The sequence below is a fragment of the Loigolactobacillus bifermentans DSM 20003 genome (assembly GCF_001434575.1).
Lineage (GTDB): Bacteria > Bacillota > Bacilli > Lactobacillales > Lactobacillaceae > Loigolactobacillus > Loigolactobacillus bifermentans.
The window spans coordinates 1-17,665 of sequence record NZ_AZDA01000016.1; the positions used below are offsets into that span (position 1 = coordinate 1).

General features: G+C 43.9%; 19 protein-coding genes. 3 read left to right on the forward strand and 16 right to left on the reverse strand.

From position 1 onward, the window contains the following. Positions 1 to 88: 88 nt before the first annotated feature. The 4 genes from FC07_RS02935 to FC07_RS02950 form a co-directional block, all read right to left on the reverse strand. Entirely contained in the window at positions 89 to 1,048 is a 960-nt protein-coding gene (locus FC07_RS02935; protein ID WP_057903629.1) for an L-lactate dehydrogenase, read from the reverse strand. A 296-nt stretch (positions 1,049 to 1,344) separates the two neighbouring features. Beyond that, the gene (locus FC07_RS02940; RefSeq protein ID WP_057903630.1) at positions 1,345 to 2,883 is read right to left on the reverse strand and encodes an L-lactate permease; all 1,539 of its coding nucleotides are present in this window, start codon (positions 2,881 to 2,883) and stop codon (positions 1,345 to 1,347) included. Positions 2,884 to 3,019: 136 nt separating this feature from the next. After that, on the reverse strand, positions 3,020 to 3,928 hold the full coding sequence (locus FC07_RS02945) for a magnesium transporter CorA family protein (protein WP_057903631.1): 909 nt from the start codon (positions 3,926 to 3,928) through the stop codon (positions 3,020 to 3,022). Positions 3,929 to 3,938: 10 nt separating this feature from the next. Beyond that, positions 3,939 to 4,718 carry an HAD-IIB family hydrolase gene (locus FC07_RS02950; protein WP_057903632.1) on the reverse strand — a complete coding sequence of 260 codons (780 nt, stop codon included), beginning with the start codon at positions 4,716 to 4,718 and terminating at the stop codon, positions 3,939 to 3,941. A gap of 160 nt (positions 4,719 to 4,878) precedes the next feature. On the opposite strand from FC07_RS02950, the gene FC07_RS02960 reads away from it, so the two are divergent. Further along, complete coding sequence (locus tag FC07_RS02960) at positions 4,879 to 5,511, forward strand: hypothetical protein (RefSeq protein WP_155797732.1); 633 nt, start codon at positions 4,879 to 4,881, stop codon at positions 5,509 to 5,511. 59 nt (positions 5,512 to 5,570) lie between these two features. Here FC07_RS02960 and FC07_RS02965 read toward each other — a convergent pair whose 3' ends face one another. The 7 genes from FC07_RS02965 to FC07_RS02995 form a co-directional block, all read right to left on the reverse strand. Next, positions 5,571 to 6,947: an RsmB/NOP family class I SAM-dependent RNA methyltransferase gene (locus FC07_RS02965; protein WP_057903635.1), complete on the reverse strand. Its 1,377-nt coding sequence runs from the start codon at positions 6,945 to 6,947 to the stop codon at positions 5,571 to 5,573. Between the two features lie 15 nt (positions 6,948 to 6,962). Continuing rightward, on the reverse strand, positions 6,963 to 7,940 hold the full coding sequence (locus FC07_RS02970; protein ID WP_155797733.1) for an ABC transporter permease: 978 nt from the start codon (positions 7,938 to 7,940) through the stop codon (positions 6,963 to 6,965). Between the two features lie 72 nt (positions 7,941 to 8,012). Beyond that, a complete protein-coding gene (locus tag FC07_RS02975; protein WP_057903637.1) occupies positions 8,013 to 8,774 on the reverse strand; it encodes a class I SAM-dependent methyltransferase in 762 nt (253 codons plus the stop codon). 64 nt (positions 8,775 to 8,838) lie between these two features. After that, positions 8,839 to 9,192, reverse strand: coding sequence for a metal-sulfur cluster assembly factor (locus FC07_RS02980; protein WP_057903638.1), 354 nt, complete (start codon positions 9,190 to 9,192; stop codon positions 8,839 to 8,841). Between the two features lie 86 nt (positions 9,193 to 9,278). After that, positions 9,279 to 10,598, reverse strand: a complete 1,320-nt coding sequence (gene lysA / locus FC07_RS02985) for a diaminopimelate decarboxylase (RefSeq protein WP_057903639.1) — start codon at positions 10,596 to 10,598, stop codon at positions 9,279 to 9,281. 82 nt (positions 10,599 to 10,680) lie between these two features. Then, positions 10,681 to 10,863 (reverse strand): 2-hydroxymuconate tautomerase, encoded by a 183-nt coding sequence (locus FC07_RS02990; RefSeq protein ID WP_057903640.1) that lies wholly within the window; start codon positions 10,861 to 10,863, stop codon positions 10,681 to 10,683. A gap of 72 nt (positions 10,864 to 10,935) precedes the next feature. After that, entirely contained in the window at positions 10,936 to 11,844 is a 909-nt protein-coding gene (locus tag FC07_RS02995; RefSeq protein ID WP_057903641.1) for a LysR family transcriptional regulator, read from the reverse strand. Positions 11,845 to 12,001: 157 nt separating this feature from the next. Between FC07_RS02995 and FC07_RS03000 the strand changes: the two genes are divergently transcribed. Together FC07_RS03000 and FC07_RS03005 are read left to right on the forward strand one after the other, a co-directional pair. After that, positions 12,002 to 12,541 carry a YbaK/EbsC family protein gene (locus tag FC07_RS03000; RefSeq protein ID WP_057903642.1) on the forward strand — a complete coding sequence of 180 codons (540 nt, stop codon included), beginning with the start codon at positions 12,002 to 12,004 and terminating at the stop codon, positions 12,539 to 12,541. Between the two features lie 42 nt (positions 12,542 to 12,583). Beyond that, on the forward strand, positions 12,584 to 14,011 hold the full coding sequence (locus tag FC07_RS03005; protein ID WP_057903643.1) for a C69 family dipeptidase: 1,428 nt from the start codon (positions 12,584 to 12,586) through the stop codon (positions 14,009 to 14,011). A gap of 65 nt (positions 14,012 to 14,076) precedes the next feature. On the opposite strand, the gene FC07_RS03010 is transcribed toward FC07_RS03005, so the two are convergent. The 5 genes from FC07_RS03010 to FC07_RS03030 all read right to left on the reverse strand — a co-directional run bounded on the left by FC07_RS03010 (position 14,077) and on the right by FC07_RS03030 (position 17,648). Beyond that, the gene (locus FC07_RS03010) at positions 14,077 to 14,439 is read right to left on the reverse strand and encodes a bacteriocin immunity protein (RefSeq protein WP_057903644.1); all 363 of its coding nucleotides are present in this window, start codon (positions 14,437 to 14,439) and stop codon (positions 14,077 to 14,079) included. Positions 14,440 to 14,664: 225 nt separating this feature from the next. Then, positions 14,665 to 15,486: an SPFH domain-containing protein gene (locus FC07_RS03015; protein WP_057903645.1), complete on the reverse strand. Its 822-nt coding sequence runs from the start codon at positions 15,484 to 15,486 to the stop codon at positions 14,665 to 14,667. Between the two features lie 22 nt (positions 15,487 to 15,508). Then, positions 15,509 to 15,838 carry a type II toxin-antitoxin system antitoxin gene (locus tag FC07_RS03020; protein WP_057903646.1) on the reverse strand — a complete coding sequence of 110 codons (330 nt, stop codon included), beginning with the start codon at positions 15,836 to 15,838 and terminating at the stop codon, positions 15,509 to 15,511. Positions 15,839 to 15,990: 152 nt separating this feature from the next. Continuing rightward, positions 15,991 to 16,719, reverse strand: a complete 729-nt coding sequence (locus FC07_RS03025) for a hypothetical protein (RefSeq protein WP_057903647.1) — start codon at positions 16,717 to 16,719, stop codon at positions 15,991 to 15,993. An 11-nt stretch (positions 16,720 to 16,730) separates the two neighbouring features. Then, positions 16,731 to 17,648 carry an HNH endonuclease gene (locus FC07_RS03030; RefSeq protein WP_057903648.1) on the reverse strand — a complete coding sequence of 306 codons (918 nt, stop codon included), beginning with the start codon at positions 17,646 to 17,648 and terminating at the stop codon, positions 16,731 to 16,733. Positions 17,649 to 17,665 lie beyond the last annotated feature (17 nt).

Consider the following 17,665-nt stretch of genomic DNA (forward strand, 5'->3'; position numbering starts at 1 on the left):
AAAAAGAGAAAGCCCAATGTAGCAACTTTCTCTTGACTAATGGTAGAAAATAAGCCATCCAAAACCGGATGACTTACTTTTTTAAAGCTTATTTTTCAAGATTAGCAAGACCGTCGGCTGTAATCTTTTTCAAAGCAGCAGCTGATTTAGCCATTGCTTCTTTTTCAGCACCTGTTAATGGTACTTCAACAACCTCTTTTAAGCCTTGGCCGTTAACGATAGCTGGTGTCCCGATGATAATATCATCTAACCCATATTCGCCATCTAATGACGCACAAATTGGTAAAATAGCGTTTTCATCACGTAAAATTGCTTTAGAAATGCGCATTAAGCAAGTTGCGATGCCGTAGAAAGTAGCCCCTTTACGGTTAATAATGCTGTAAGCCTTATTACGAACTTTGTCTTCAATATCAGCTAATTCTTCGTCCGTAACGCCTTCTTTAGCGGCGTATGCTTTTAATGGATAACCGCCAATTGTTGCTTCATCATAAGCAGCAAATTCTGAGTCCCCATGTTCGCCCATCATATAGGCATGGACGCTACGAGGATCAACGTTGAAACGCTTGCCTAAGGCAACCATCAAACGAGCTGAATCCAAGGAAGTCCCACTACCAATGACTTTTTCTTTAGGGAAGCCAGAGAACTTACGTGTTGCGTAAGTCAAAATATCAACTGGGTTAGCGGCAACCAAGAAGATACCGTCAAAGCCTGCATCAACGATTGGTTTCACAATGCTTGAGAGAATTTTAAGGTTCTTGTTAACTAAATCAAGACGTGTTTCACCAGGTTTTTGTGGTGCACCGGCCGTAATAACAACGAGGTCGGCGTCTTTAGCATCAGCATAAGTACCAGCATATACGTTCTTAGGTGCTGTAAATGCTTGTGCATCTTCTAAATCAAGCGCGTCCCCTTCGATCCGATCTTGTAATACGTCCACGATAACAAATTCTTCAGCGAGACCTTGTTGCATCATGGCAAATGCATAAGATGAACCTACGGCACCGTCACCGACTAAAAGTACTTTCTGATGATTTACACTATTTGACATACTTCCACGTCCTTCCGAATAAGTAACATTTTATTAAGCGCTTTCATTATACCTCAAATATCAATTAATTCAATTAAAATAATTAGAGTTAAAATGTAATTTAATTACTATTTAAAGCGAAATCTGGTAACTGCATCTTTTTTTCACAAGCATTGGCCGCTGCAAAGAGGTGCTTTAACCGCTCAAGGCCAATCTGCTCGTTACTCCGCAATACAATCACAGCTGACGTAATGACCTGTTTTACGCTAAATTCACAATCTAATTTAATCGCAAATTTATTTAAATTTGACGTACTATTACAGGTGAATCGCGTTGATCACCAAGCCTGAAACAAAGATCCAAAGACAAATGACGATCAGGTACCCTAAGAAGTAAGTCATACTCTTTTTCAAAATAGTACCTTCGCTCCCCTGTAAATTCGTTGCGGCAGATGCCACCGCAATACTTTGTGGTGAGATCATCTTACCAGCAGTTGCCCCAACAGCGTTGGCCGCAACAACCCAATAAGTGCTATCGCCTAAGGTGCTGGCCGCTTGCCGTTGTAGGCTCCCAAACAAGACATTAGCAGATGTATCCGAACCGGTTACAAACGTCCCTAATGCCCCGATAACCGGTGCGATCAATGGGTATAGATTGCCTAGTAAGGCCACTAAGGTTGCGGCAATGATGGAAATCATGCCACTATATCCCATGACTTTCGCAAGTGCCACGATTGCACAAACCGTAATCAAGGTCGCAACCATTTGTTTGGCTGTTTGACCTAAAATTTTGATAATTTTACCAAATGGTAATTTTTGAATCAAACCGCCAATAATCGTCGCTAAAATAATCAACGTTCCTGGTGTTGAGATCCAATTAAATACATACGGCGCAGCGCCACTTCCGGTATAAATCGTGATACTCGATTTAATTCCTGTTAGTAAATGATTCAATGGTGGTACCAACGGCGATGCTAGCATAACGAACACGAAAACGAGAATGAAAGGTGTGGTGGCCAAAGTGAACTGCCCCACCGTTGGCAGATCCTTTTTTTGATCCGGCTGTTCCGGTTGCTTTTTCGCCTGCCAACGCGCAAATAAGACAACCACCACAATACAAACTAAGGAACCAACGATTGCTGGTAATTCTGCCCCTAGGAATTTAGCAACAATGATTTGTGGAATCCCAAATGCCAGCCCAGCTGCCAATGTTGGCAGCCAGACCTCGCGGATGGCTTTGACACCGCCACCGATCAAAGCCACCATGATGAATGGAATGATCACGATCAACGGTAACATTTGTAAGGTTGCTAGATAGGACAAATGCCGCACATCTAAACCACTGATCTGCGCCAATGTTGTGACAGGCAAGCCAATCGCCCCAAAGGCAGTTGGCGTGGTATTCGCAATCAAACAAATCGTTGCTGCTAAAATCGGTTCAACTCCAAATGCAATCAGAATACTGGCAGGAATCGCCACAGCCGTTCCAAAACCGGCAATGGCTTCCAAAAAGCCGCCAAACCCCCAAGCGATAATCAAAACCAACAAACGTTTGTCACTGGTAATGCCAGAAAGTCCTTTCCGAATCGTTTCCATGCTGCCACTTTCGGTGGAAACATTATAGGTGAACACGGCCGCAATAATAATATACACGATCGGCCAGATCCCCATGACAATCCCTTCCAGCGATGCAGTTACCGCATTAATAACGGACATTTTAAATGCAAAAATAGCGAGAAGCAAAGTTAACACTAATCCAATGGAACAAGCCTTAGCACCAGGTAGTTTCAAAACACCTAACGAAAAAATCAGCCAAATAATTGGTAGTAACGCGATTACAAATAAGCCTAATTTCATGGTAACGCCTCCTTGGTTTCACAATCTATATTTTACTGCTTATGTTATTGTAACCGATTTCATATTGGTTGTCATTGAATTTACATGAAAAAAGTCTAAATAAGGTTTGACCCTTACTTAGACTTTTTTCACAATACTAGAATTTACCCCGTTTTCGAAACTCATAAATTAAGCTGCCAATGATCACCACTGATAACAGCACGATCAAGATCCAAGTCCAACGACTACGAGATAATGGTAAGCCAACATTCATCCCGTAAAAGCCCGTAATAATCGTTGGTACCGTCAGTGCTAGCGACCAAACTGTCAGAAAACCCATGGTATGATTTAAGTCATTATTCACCAAGCTATCAAAAGTTTGCGCCACCCGATCGACCACTTCGGTTTCCAAGCTGGTCATCTCACTGATCTGTTGTGCTTCGATCAAAGCGTCCTCTAATAATTCTTCCTCACCCACTGATGCAACCCCTAAAACGGTTTTATCTAAATGAGTCAACAACTCTAAATTATTTTGTGTGGCGCTGATCAGAAAGGTCAACGTTTGCTGTAAATAGGATAACGCGACTAAATCACGATTGGCCCGTGATTGATTTAAAAGTTTATCCAAGCGATTCCGCTCTTTGGTGACATATTTTAAAACGGGTAAATATTGGTCGATTAAATTTTTAATGGCCGTTAAACAAAAGGCAACTGGCGTCCCTAACGTTTCATCAGCCCCGCAACGGGTCAATAAAAATTCAATATCTGGCAATTCTTGTTGGTTAAACGTAAAGACCTGCTGATTCTTGATCAAAAATCCGATTGGTTCTGAAACATAACGCACGCCGGTTTGCTGCTGTAACCGTCGTGGTGCGTGCGTGATGATCAATTGTTCACCAGTTTCTTCCGAATCAGTATAGTTGGCACGTTCATCCGGATCAGTGACATAAACCAGCATTTCATCCGACAAACCATATTGCTGTTTTAATTGTTGTTGATCCGCTTGCGTTAACCTGGTTGTCGCAATCCAAGCGATTCCCGCACGTGTGGTTCTTTCTCTGATCATCTGCTGGCCCTCACTTTTCTGGTAACCAGTTGAAATGCTGACAAGCCGCTAAAATGCCATCATCCGTGTTTTTTAAAGTGACATAGTCTGCCATAGCCTTTAGCGCTGGTACGGCATTTCCCATGGCAATACTGGTCCATTGTGGGTCAAACATCACTCGGTCATTCATCCCGTCACCAAATACCACCACATCTGTTACCGGTGCTTGTAGTTGCGCCATTACTTCCAAAATCCCCCGATGCTTTTCATCATACTGAAAAACCAAGTAAGGTGCTTCAAAGCGCAAATAACCTAAGCTATCTTTCAACGTTAATCGGGCTTCTTCCGCCTGCGGAATGGCCACATAAATTTTAAAAATTTGCGAAAGTTGTCGATAATCAAATTGTGGGTCAATATGATACGTTGTGGGTTCCTGACGGGGACCAGCTTGTTGCCGAAATAAATCATTGCTAGCATAAACCGCATCTGAATCTGCTGGCGCCACCAAAACCCCATAGCCAAGGTCAGTGGCCTGCTGAATCAAGGCCTGCGCTTTCGTCAAATTTAATGGCCGATTATATAACAATTGGTCATTTAACACCAAGGCACCACCACCTGCGCACAACATATTGTGTAGTCCCATAGCCTGCATAAATGGCTGTGCTTTATAGTAAGCCCGACCTGTAGCCAACGTCACAAAATGACCGGCTGCTTGGAGGGCCTGTAGCGTTGGTTTCACAGATGGAACCACTTGCTTGGTGCGGTTATCCGTTAACGTGCCATCAATATCAAAGAAGAAATACTTTTTCAAGTTCCTCACATCCACTTCGCTCAATCTCGTTAATGCTAATGTTATTATGAACTTTTTTACAAAGAATTGACAAGTACCCGTGAAATTTGGTCCGTTTAACCCTGCTTTGGTTTATAATAGCTTTATAAAACTTGATTTTAAAGAATCCGGAGACTTGCGTATGGAGAGCCCTTTGCAACGTGAACAACGTTATAACTTTGTTTTGATTGGCCTCACAGGCCTATTACTTGTATCCTTAAATTTAACCCGCAATCCATTGACTCATTTGATCAACACCTTAGGTAATCTGTTAGCTGTACCATTTCATTTACAACTATTAAACCGTTTACTGGCTCTTTTAGGGCATCCTGTCGCGGCGTGGCTTTATTTAATCCTGTTGGCTGGCTTATTGGTGGCCCTTGATCATCGTGACCAGGCGTTTAGCAGCTTAGGCATCGCTTTAGTGGGCATCCCAATTTTTGCGGTTATACGCTACTTTTACCATGTGCTGGGAACTACTTTTAAACTAACCGTTCAATTGGATTACCGCCATTTTTGCTTTGCATTAACCCTACTGCTCATTTACACCAGCTTGCGGCCTTACTACAAAGAAGTCCGCTTACGTCAGTTGAATAGTTTATTATTCAGTCTGATTGCGATTTGTGATTGCCTCATTGCATTGCAACTAACGAAAACCAATTTAACCACGTTAGCACTTGATTATAGTCTGAGTTATATTTGGCTCCTTTGCGGCTGGGTGGCCACACCAGTCATTCTAAAATGGCGTGACCGATTACATTATCCACTGAAATAGCCCATTTAAAAATGGCATTTAAACCGGTTGCTGGTTTAAATGCCATTTTTTTGTCACCTTTATTCTGCCGCTTCAAAGCGCAGCCCTTTCGGAAAGAAATTCTTAACAGTGCCATTGACTAATTTACCAAACCCAACTGTTTTGGCTTGGTAAGTTAATAAGACCCAATGCTTGCCTGTTTCAACAGTCTTAAAGGTATCCCCGTGGACATAAGCGCGATAATCGGCAGCTGATAGGGCCAGATGATGGCGCGCAGCGGTTGCTTTTAAAGCCAATGCCAAGGCGTAGCTAGGCTCAAAGCGCTGCCGCTTTAATGTGCCTAAGTGCAAACCAGGCCGAACGACTTTCAACTGTGTCAGATCCAACGTTTCTGGGCTTAAATACAACTGATCCCCAAACACCACCAGATCACCATTTAACGTGCAATTAAGATTATTTTTTTCAAATGCTTGCCAAAGTGCCACTTGATCTTGATCCGGCAAAGTTTTACGACGTGGTTGTTTCCCTTTCTTCGCCTTTTTTTTAGGTTTAGTCACCGGTACTTCAGCGGTTGCCGCACGTTGTAACAACGCCATAAAATGTCCTTCACCGTCAATGTGATGTGGAAATAAGCGCACGGCTTGTGCCAATTCTGGATTGCCATCTGCCCAGTCCGGCCGCCCAGCAGTCATCCCTGGATAGCGTTTGATCGGCTGTAAGCGAAACTCAGGATAGTTGGCCAATACCCACGCCATCATTTGTTCATCCTCTTCGGGACTAAACGTACACGTGGAATAAACCAAATGTCCACCAGGTCGCACCATTTTTAAGGCTTCTGTCATGATCTCACGTTGACGTGTGGCGCATTTTGCAGGGTAATCTGGGGTCCAATAAGCCTGTGCCGCAGGATCTTTTCGAAACATGCCTTCACCGGAACAAGGCGCATCTACCAAAATCGTATCAAAAAAAGCCGGAAAACGCGGCGCTAAATGAGCCGGACTTTCGTTTAAGATCACTGCATTTTGAATCCCAAACCGCTCAACATTTTCTGCTAGGATCCGAGCGCGTTTCGGCATGATCTCATTTGACACCAAAAGGCCTTGCTGCTGCATAAAACTCGCCAAATAAGTGGTTTTGCCACCAGGCGCGGCGCAAAGGTCCAATACCCGTTCGCCTGGCTGAGGTGCTGCAATTGCCGCCACATACATGGCACTGGGCTCTTGACTATACACATAGCCGGCTTGGTGATCAACCTGTCGCCCATTGACGGCGCCATAATAACCCCATTTTGCATAAGGGACGGGCCTGCTTAAATCCAAGGCCACTTCGGTTGGGTTCGGTTTTAACGGATTAATGCGAAATCCCTTATGCCGAGGTTGTTGAAAGCTTTCAAAGAAAGCCGGTGCTTCTGCGCCTAATAATTGCTGATATTTTTTAACAAATCCTTCTGGTAACAAACTTAAAATTCCCTTCTATTGAACGGTTTGATGGCCAATCCGGTGTAAACGAACGGCAAAATAGCCAACCGTTACCAGATAATAGAAAATCAGCAAACTGATCAAATCTTGATATTGCAATACATATAACCGCGAGATTGCCAACAATGTAGTGACGACCATACTCAATAATAGGCTGAGCATAAAACCACGTAATTCATGCCAGCGCACTTGATGACGAACCTGTGCGCCAATCGAATGCTTTTGGGCCATTTGTCGAACAGCAAAAAGCCATACTTCAGCCACCAATAAACTTAAGCCTAACGTCACAATATTACTGATAATGAACCACCAATACTGTTTCAGCCAAGCCCGCCCGACTAACGGCGTGTTTTGGGTGACCAATTTCTGTGTTTGTTGGGCCTTTAGAACATGCTGAAAAGTGCTTAAATGACTCAAAGTTGGTTTACCATCAATGACGATTTTAAAGTGGCTTAATGATTGGTTGGTTAAACTTTGCACCGGCGACGTCGTGATAAAAATTTGTGAATCCAAGCGACTGGCCTGTTGATTGCCTACCACCCCAATCACTGAAATGTAACGCCCTTTAAATTTCAAATAGCTTTGTTGCGTCGGACGATACAACGTTTTGGCAACTTTTTTACCAACAACGGCAACTGGTACTTGCGATTGAAAATCATCATCTGTAAAAAAACGACCTGATAATAACGGCAGTGTTTTAAAATCACCTGCACCGTAGAGATAGGTGATCTTCGTATTTGGGACCTGGTATTGGATCTGATAATTCGTTAATTGCTTTTGCTGCTTCAAGGCCTGATTAACTGCCATAATCGACTGATGTCGCTTACTTTTTAAAACATAAGCAGACTCTGATAACCCACCACGATCTAAGATTTTTTGATAGGCGATTCGATTCATTTGACTAAAACTAAAGACGATTAAAAACGTAATGCCCATCATGAAAAGAATGAGCAACCACCTGCGTTTGATCACTTTGCATCACCTGTATTTTCTGAAATATCTATTTAAGCATACCGAGGTTCCGTTTGAAAGTCAAAAGCAGTCTTAGCTCACCCAAAATACTTGCTCTTGAACCAGATCAAACGGCGCAAAATGGCGATTTAATTGTTGTACTTGCCGATCTTGTCGGTAGTGCGCCCCCTGCCAAAAGGCCGAACTACCAGTACACCCATCTTTTTCACCAATACAAAGTAGCGGCACCTGAGGACAACATTGACGGATCAACTGTAACACTTGCCAATCAATTGGCACACCATCTGGACTCCAACTCATCACAATGTAATCGACAGTAGCCCCATAGGTGCGAACAGCGGTTAAGGCGTCCATTGCCTGAACGGCCGTTACCAACTGGCGCCCAGTTTCATTTTCAGCGACCCATTCCAAGGTATCTGTTGCAATCACCATTTGGCCTAAGTGCCGTAAGCCAGCACTAATATACCCATTACCTGCCATAATTTCTAAATAGCGCTTGCCTGGTAAACGCGCCAAATCAGCAATCAGTGCCGGTGTGGTATGCGACCAGATGCCATAAGTGCTGGCTAAATACTCGCGGTAATCGTCAAGGACTTGGGTCAACTGTGTCACCGTATGCGCCAGTGCAGTCTCTGGTTGCGTCGGATCCAGTTGAAACAAATCCAAAAACAAAGTTGGCGCAACCGTCAATTCAGGAACTGCAAGTGGTAACTGGCCTTGCTTTAAGCGATGATCGTTGCGCAAAATGGCATCGAGCTGCTGCCAAACCGCTGGCAAAGACGACAATTGCCGACGTAGTGTTTGCACTTGTTGCAAATAATCTGAAGCAACCATCTGATACTTCCTTTCCAAACAAAAAACCCTCTTGTTTTCGCAAGAAGGCTCCTGTCATCATAGACTAGTGAATCCCTAACGCAATGCGTGCGTAACGACTCATTTTATCAACTGACCAAGCGGGATACCAAACCAGTTCAACCTCAACATCTTTGACTTCTGGAATCTCGTGCATCGCTTGATTGATCTCATCATTTAATAAATCGGACAAAGGACAACCCATTGTCGTTAACGTCATTTTAATATGGCAAAGGCCAGCTTCATTTAAATCGATACCATAAATCAAGCCTAAATTGACAACATCAATGCCGAGTTCTGGATCAATAACAGACTCTAACGCCGTTAAAATACGATCTTTGATCTCTTCGGCATTTTGGTCTTGTTCTGAAGTTGCTTGTGCTTTTTCTTCTTCGCTCATGAGTGCCACCTCTTTATAAGTTCTATTTACTTACCTGATTATAACGCTATCATCGGTAAATGAGAAGCACTTTCAATTATAGATGACTAAAAATTTTCGGGCAGCGTTTGGTCTAACTGCACCAAATTCGCATAGGACTCCCGTTTGACGACTAAAGCAGCGTGACCGTTTTCAACAAAAACAACTGCTGGCCGCGGATTGCGATTATAGTTACTGGCCATGGCGTACCCATAAGCCCCTGTGGTTGGCATGGCTAAAATATCGCCAGGCTGAGTTGCCGGTAATTGTTGATCATAAGCTAAAATATCACCAGATTCACAATACTTCCCAACCACCGTCACTTTTTGAGTGGGCTCGGCCTCAGGTTGTCCTGCTAAGAAAGTATCATACTTGGCTTGATACAAAGCCGGCCGAATATTATCGCCCATACCACCATCAACGGCTAAATAATTACGGATACCTGGCAGATCTTTACGCGTGCCAATGGTGTATAAGGTGGTGCCGGCTTCCGCCACCATTGAGCGACCAGGTTCGATCCAGATTGCTGGCATCTTTAAGCCTTGTTCCGCCATTTTACCTTGGACATCGGCCACAATATCTTTGACATAATCTTGAGGGGCTAACGGTTGATCGTCAGCGGTATACCGCACGCCAAAACCGCCGCCTAAGTTCATCACTTGTGCGTCAAAGCCCGTTTTTTGATGCCATTGGGCTAATAATTGAACCAGCGCTTCAGCCGCCATTTCAAAGCCGTTGGTCTCAAAAATCTGTGAACCAATGTGACAGTGAATCCCCAATAAATGCAGTCGATCACGTTTTTCAACTTCTAAAAAGGCTTGTGTGGCTTGACCACTTTTTAGATCAAAACCGAATTTAGAGTCCTCTTGCCCAGTCATAATATATTCGTGGGTGTGCGCAGAGATGCCAGGTGAAATACGCAGTAAAATAGCGGCTGTTTTGTTGGCCTTCGCTAATAAATCGTCCAACAATTCAATTTCTGAGAAATTATCCACCACAATCGTGCCCACCCCAGCAGCAATAGCTTGTTCAATTTCAGCCGCTGTTTTGTTATTGCCATGGAACGTGACCTCTGCCATTGGGAAACCTGCTTGTTGGGCGGTGTACAGTTCACCGCCAGAAACAATATCGCAACCAATGCCAGCCTTGGCAATCAATTGGTACATGGCCACTGCTGCAAAAGCTTTGCTGGCATAAGTAATCTTATACGCCACGTGTGCAGCTTCAAACACTTCTTTAAAGGCCTGGATCCGCTGTTTGATCAAAGCCGTATCGTAAACAAACAAAGGTGTACCATATTCCTTGGCCAAATCTAATGTATCAACGCCACCAATGGCCAAATGCCCTGCAGCATTGGTCACCATGGTTCCGTAATGATAGTAACTCATTTTTTTCGCTCCCTTTTTCAACACACTTTATAAAAAAAGAAACCCTACGGCAAACCGATAACCGAACGGTTTCTTAACGACCTTAATGGCCTTTTTCTTTACCTGCAACGAAGTAATGATCATGTTGCATTTCGTTTAAAACAACGTGAATGTCGTCAGCCGGAACATTGATGTTCTTGGCAATAGCATCTGTCACGTCAGCTGCCATTTTTTGAAGTTGTTCAATAGAACGGCCTTCTAACAAATCGATGTGAACTAGTGGCATAAAAATCCCTCACTTCTAAAATAGTTTTAATAGGTTTTATTATAGCAAGTTTTATGCCGTTCGTCAGTTTTTTTACTGATTTGTCCGCGCCGTTAAAATCGGTGTCTGCTCAGCTGCCTGGCGCCGTATCAATTGCAAAAAAGTACTTGTCAACGGTGTTAAAGCTTGGTGAGGTCGTGTTGCAATGCCGATTTGGCGATATTGTGGTTGCGCTAACGGTTTCAAACAAATCCGGTATGGCACCCGTTGTAAAATCAAGCTCGGCAAAATACTGATCCCTAACCCACTTTCAACCATGGCCATAATCGCATAATCATCCCAAGTGGTCAATCGGATTTGCGGCTGTAATTTGAAACGTGTCAGTAATTCTGAAATTTCGGAAGCCCCTTTGCGTTGTAATAATAGAAAAGGCATTTGGTCAAATTGATGCAAGCCAATGGTCGCTTGCGTTTGCCAATCAGAAGTCACTGGTAATACCGCCAACAATTCATCTTTAAATAGCGGCTCAAACTGCAACCCCTTCGTCACAGGCGCTTTTAAAAAACCACAGTCAATGCGGCCAGCATGTAACCAGGCTTCAACTTCTACATAGTCTCCCAGCAACAATTCAAGCTCAACCTTCGGGTAACGCTGCTTAAACTGCTGGATCAAAGGGGGTAACCAATGCGTGGCAATACTTGAAAAAACGCCGATCCGCAACGTACCTGTTTCAAATCGGTTCAACTGTTGGGCTGTTTGTGTCAATTGGTGAAACGTCATCACCAACTGGGTTAACTGGGGCCAAATTTTTTCAGCAGCATCGGTTAACTGGATTTGTTTTTGATGCCGCTCAAACAAACGGAATTGCAAGCTGTGCTCCACATCTTGGACCATGCGACTAATACCAGATTGAGAATAATTTAACGCCACAGCCGCTGCTGAAAAACTACCTAACTCATAAACTTTTAAACACGCTTGGTATTTTTGAATTTGCCCTTCCATGACATGTCCTCACTATCTGATTTTCGCATAATAATTATGCTAATCATTTGTTTTTATTATATCACGGTCTATGTTACGTTTAAATCAAGCGCATTACTTTACTGATATTCATTTACATACATCAGCATCAATCTAGACCTGTAGGAGGCTCAAAATTATGTCACTTAGTCCCATTTACACCACCGCACCCGATCCATTAAACCAGCCCATTCAGCAATTAGTCTATCCATTTTTTAAACAACACCAAATCGCCTTTCAAAGGGTTGCCACGGATCCTGTGATCACGATTGAGGATTGCCAAGCTGTGGACGCAACATTAAAGATGGCCATGGTAAAAACGTTACTGCTTACGAATCACCAGCACTCACAATTTTATTTATATGTACTCCCTGGCATTCAAAAGTTTAATACCAAAGCGTTTAGTCACGCCTTAAACATTGCCCGAGTCTCATTTGCGCCCAAAGAATTGCTACAAGCTAAACTGGCCACGTCATTAGGGGCCACTACCATTTTTAGCTTACTGCAACCCAATTGCCATGATGTCCAATTGGTGGTGGATCAACATATTTTTGCTAACACGAGCTACGGTTGCAGTGATGGCACAACCACCAACTACTTAAAGCTCGATATTAACGATTTAAAGACCAAGATTCTGCCGCAACTGCAGCCCAGCTACCGCGTCATCGAAACCGCATAATCATGCTATAATGACGATAAATGAATTAAAGGAGCGATTTTTTTGTCATTAACTGCATTAGAACAGCATTCGGCTTGTACGAGCATTTTAATTGGTCGGTCTGCCACAGCTGATGGTTCTGTGATCATTGGCCGCAACGAAGATAGTAAAGCTGCTTGGCCTAAACATTTCGTGGCGCACCCTGCCAAAACGGCTACTGAAACGCCTTATTTTGAATCTAAAGATACCGGCGTGCGCATTCCCTTGCCCTTAGCCAGCTTAGCCTATACGGCGACGCCAGAGTGGACGGATCAGTTTGGCGTTTTCGAAGAAGATGGCATCAATAGTGCCAACGTGGCCATGAGTGCCACGGAAAGTGCTTATGCCAATGCTCGGGTTCTGGCATACGATCCACTGGTCCCTGCAGGGATTGCTGAAGAAGCCATGGTAACCGTTGTATTACCATACATTGAAACCGCTCGGGCTGGCGTTCAACGTTTAGGCCAAATGATCGAACAATATGGCACTAGCGAAAGCAACGGAATCTTGTTTGCCGATCAACAAGAAGCCTGGTATATGGAAACCGTCACCGGCCATTTATGGGTGGCCCAACGGATTCCCGATAACGGCTATGCTGTAGTTGCTAACCAATTGGCTATCCAGGAAATTAAATGCGATCAGCCTGATCAATTTTTAATGGCCTCACAATTAGTACCCTTTGCTGAAAAGCATCACTTTTGGCAAGCCGATACGCCTTTTAATGTGCGCGCTATTTTTGGCACCAAACGGGCTGATGACCTGATTTACAACACCCCTCGGGTTTGGGACGGTCAGCGCCAGTTAACACCATCTGTCAGCCAAGACCCAGAAAGTTTTGACCTGCCTTTTATTCAATATCCTGATCAATCGATCCAATTGGATCAGGCCATGACCATCTTAGGGTCACATTTTCAAGGCACTACTTTTGATCCAGCTGGCACAACGCCTATTACCAAACACTATCGCCCAATTAGCTTGGCAAAAACCCAAGAGGCCCATTTATTGCAACTGCGCAACGATGTCCCGACACCAATCAGTGGTTTGCACTGGTTGGCCCTTGGGGTTGCGGCTGAAAGTATTTTTGTACCGTTTTATGCCGGTATTACGAAAACGCCAGCCAATTATCAAATCGGCGGTGCCACTTATGATGAACAATCTGCTTACTGGACTTATAAATTACTAGGCGTTTTGGTTGATAGCCATTACACCCAATTCCAACCCCAATTAGCAGATCTGCAGCGTCAAGTCTACAGTCACTTGCTAGGCCATTTGGCACAAACCGATCGCCAGGCCCAGACCTTAACCGGGCTAGCCCTGACCAATTGTCTGAATCAAGCTGGGATAGACCAGGCAGCTTATGCCGAAAAGGCCGTTAAAAAATTAACCGCCCAATTGATTACCACGGCCACCGATTTATCGCCATTAAACTTTAAAACAGACGCCAATTTATAAACCAAAATAAGACCACTTGGATCAGTGTGCACTAATGTGCATGCTGATCCAAGTGGTCTTTTAAGTTAATGCCGCGGCATTGTTTCCGTTAAGCTGTAAAACTGCGATTTATCAGAAAAATCTGCCCGATATTGGCCGTTAAAACCAGCCTTTTGACCAATTTCACCTAAGACCAGCATTAATGCTTCTTGTTCTTTTGGAAAATAGATGTGGTCTTTAATGGCTGCATTACGAATATAGTTGATGAGCCGATTGACCCAAATCTCAGGCCGTTTGCTCGTTTCCAATTTGCGATAAACTTGTAGCAAAACATCGCGAATATCTAGCAAAGCTGCTGTTTGATCAGGCCGCTGAGCCAACAGTTGATACAGCGCGTGAATCGTCTGTCTAGCCGTAACACGCCATGCTTCAGTTTGTGATGTTCCCATTTTTGTGACACCTCCTAAAATCTCTAAGGTTAGATTTTGCTATCGCAAAATTTCACTTCGGAGGATTGCCAGTCTTGTGGGGGAATTTCACCCCGCAGGACTCATGGACCTCCTAAAATCTCTAAGGTTAGATTTTGCTATCGCAAAATTTCACTTCGGAGGATTGCCAGTCTTGTGGGGGAAATTCACCCCGCAGGACTTCATGAACCTCTTACTTCAAAAACACTATTTCTTAAGCCCTTTACCAAATAATTCGCCAGCAGCCGGTAAGTTCCCAAAATCGGTTGCTTTATCCGTTGGCACAACCACTACATTGGCGGTTGACTTCGCTAAGTCTGCATAGGCGTTGATCGATTGGTTCTGGAAGTACTTATCATCAGCATTGGCCAACCCCGCCTGAACGGTGTCGATTCGGTAGCGTTCTGCATCTGCGCGCGTTTTAGTCGCATCAGCCTCGGCTTTTGCAGTCGCCATCAACGCATCGTTTTTCGCCTTGGTGGTCAATTCAATCGACTTGGCTTCCCCTTCTGCTTTGGCAACTGCTGCAACACGTTCCCGATCAGCCGTTAACTGTTTGTCCATGGCCTCTTGAATGGCATGAGACGGTGTCAATTCATCGATGTTGATTCGGTCCACATTGATGCCGTAAGTATTGGTTAAGTCCCCAATGGCTAACGCCAATTCTTGATTGATCTTCGCCGTTGACCCCAGGGCTTCATTTAACTCCATCCGACCAATAATATCCCGCAAGTGGCCTCGTACCAATTGTGCCATGGACTCAACTGAATCTGTATTTTCATACTGATATTTCACAGCATCTGTCACATGGTAATTCAAGGTCAAACTAGCAGACACATCCGCATTATCTTTGGTAATAATCGAATAATTTGGCAAAGACAATGGTTCCATCGCTAAACTAACTTTACGGATCTTTTGAACCAGTGGAATGTAAATATGTAAACCTGAGTCGACACTTCGTTGATATTTTCCCAATGTTTCGACTAATCCCTGATTGTTTTGTGGTACGATCTTAATTCCAAATGGCATAATTTTTCCTCCTCCAAAATCACTAAATCTGTTGTAACGTTAAGATATTGCCGTTGGCTTCGATGATGGCATATTGCGCGGTATCATTGATTGGCTGGCGATCACTGATCAAATAACGATAATAGATCCCACCGACCTGTACCAAGCCGTTCGTTTGATTTAAAGTCGCCCCTGATACGACTTGGCCAATAATTTGGCGCTTTTCAAACGTGTTTTTCTGGGGCTGTTGTAAAATACTAATGATATAAGCATTGACACTGCGACGTTCCCGGGCCGCTGCCTGTGCCAACTCGTCGTACAACCGTTGATCCATTCGCAACAAAAAGCGCTTTTCTTGTGGCTTATCATCCAAAGCAAGTCACCTCTTTGATATTACTTTGATATCAAATTTAATATACCAAGCAACGCAGCTTATGTCAATATAATCTACCACTAATTTCGGAATGATTTGATATCATGTTTTAAAAAAGGAATCCCCATAAAAATGGAAATTCCTGATAAACGCTAGCCTTCGTCACGGGCTAAATAAATATAAAGTTGTGTTTTCGAAAAACTCACATTATAAGTGATGCCATTAGAGCGAATCGTTTTAAAGGTGGTTTGATCTTTTTGCTGATTTTTAATCCCTTTTTGAAAATCTTTCAGCACTTGTTGACTATTGGCCCCTAGCGCAGCCGATACCAACGAAAAAGTGGTCCCAAAAGCCTTTTGTCCGGCCGTTTGTTTCATGGTCTTCAGGGGCACAATAAAGGCTGCATTGATCACCTGTTGCTGTTGCACATTTAATCGCAGTTGATAAGCCGTCGTCTGAATTGCAGTATGAATACCTGTCGCCGCTTTTTGAGGCAATTGTGGCGCTGTCAATCGCATTTGTGCTAAGCCACCATTGTATTTCAGTGCCAAGGCTGCGTAGCTCGTGATTGCTGGTTGCCGCGTAACATGGACTGTTTTCAATTGTTGCTGGCCGCCTTGGGTCGCCTTAATGCGCACGGCTTGTTGCCGATCACTAGCAGGCACCAATAACACAAAATGACCACTATTATTTTTTAGCGTGTGTTGCTGCCCATTGAGCTGGTAAGTTAACTGAGCACCATGGCTGGCCTGTCCTTTGATCACCGTCATCATTTGGGTGGGCCGATATTGTGTTTTGGTAGTCGTTAGTTTTAGTTGCCCACAGCCAGCTAAAACTAATAAGGTACCTAACGCTACGATACTTTTCAAAAAATGTCGCATAAGCTTCCTTCCTATCCTTTAAAAATATAATTGCGATGCCAGTTCATGAACACCCGCTGTGCCGGGGTTAAATTTAAGCGCTGCGGCTGTGAAAGCAACCGTTGTCGCTCTAAAAATGGCAATTGTGCGGCCGTTAATTGATAACCCCCACGTGAAAAACCAATCAGACCGTGCGCCAGTAATTGCGCGTGATTACGGCACAACAAAATACCATTATCAGCCAGTGCTGCCGTCAGATCATCCAAATCTTGACGTGGTTTAAACCGGGCGGCAACTAATAAATACGGCGTTTCGATACCACATAACGCACACTGATGGACTTGTGTTTGCCACACATTGTGACGAAACTGTTGCTGGACCGTGACTTCTTGCTGGCGATCAAGTAGATCAACTTGTAACAAAAAGCGTAGAACAGGATCCTCATTTAAGGCCACATTGGACATACTTAGCCGTAATTGTTGTTGGGCAGGCTTTAAATAACGAGCCTCTATCTGATCGATCAACACACGACAAAGCGGGCTATAACAAGGGTATAAATAACCTTGATTCCCATTACCATCTTGCTGAAAGGCCGCATGTTGTTTGGGAAAGTAAGGCGCGATCAAAGGTAATATCTGCTGGATCACAAGGGGTTCATGCAACGGATAATACTGCAACGCAACTTGCTGGATTTGCGGCCGTTGCGTTAACTTTAACGCCTGTGCCAGTGACACTGGTAGTCGTCGCTGTTCTGCAGGTGCAAGGACACGACTCATGGCCACGATTTCACCACCCACATAGTGAAAAATCACATCGTCGGGTTTGACTGTTTTGAGACGGGCCCAAGTCGGCGGCACTTGGCCTTGACGGTCTTTTAAATAGGTCCAGATCAAACCTGCTTGCTTTTCTGCCTGATAAGTTCGTCCTTGCATCACGATAAAGGCTTGCATTTCAAAATCCTACTTTC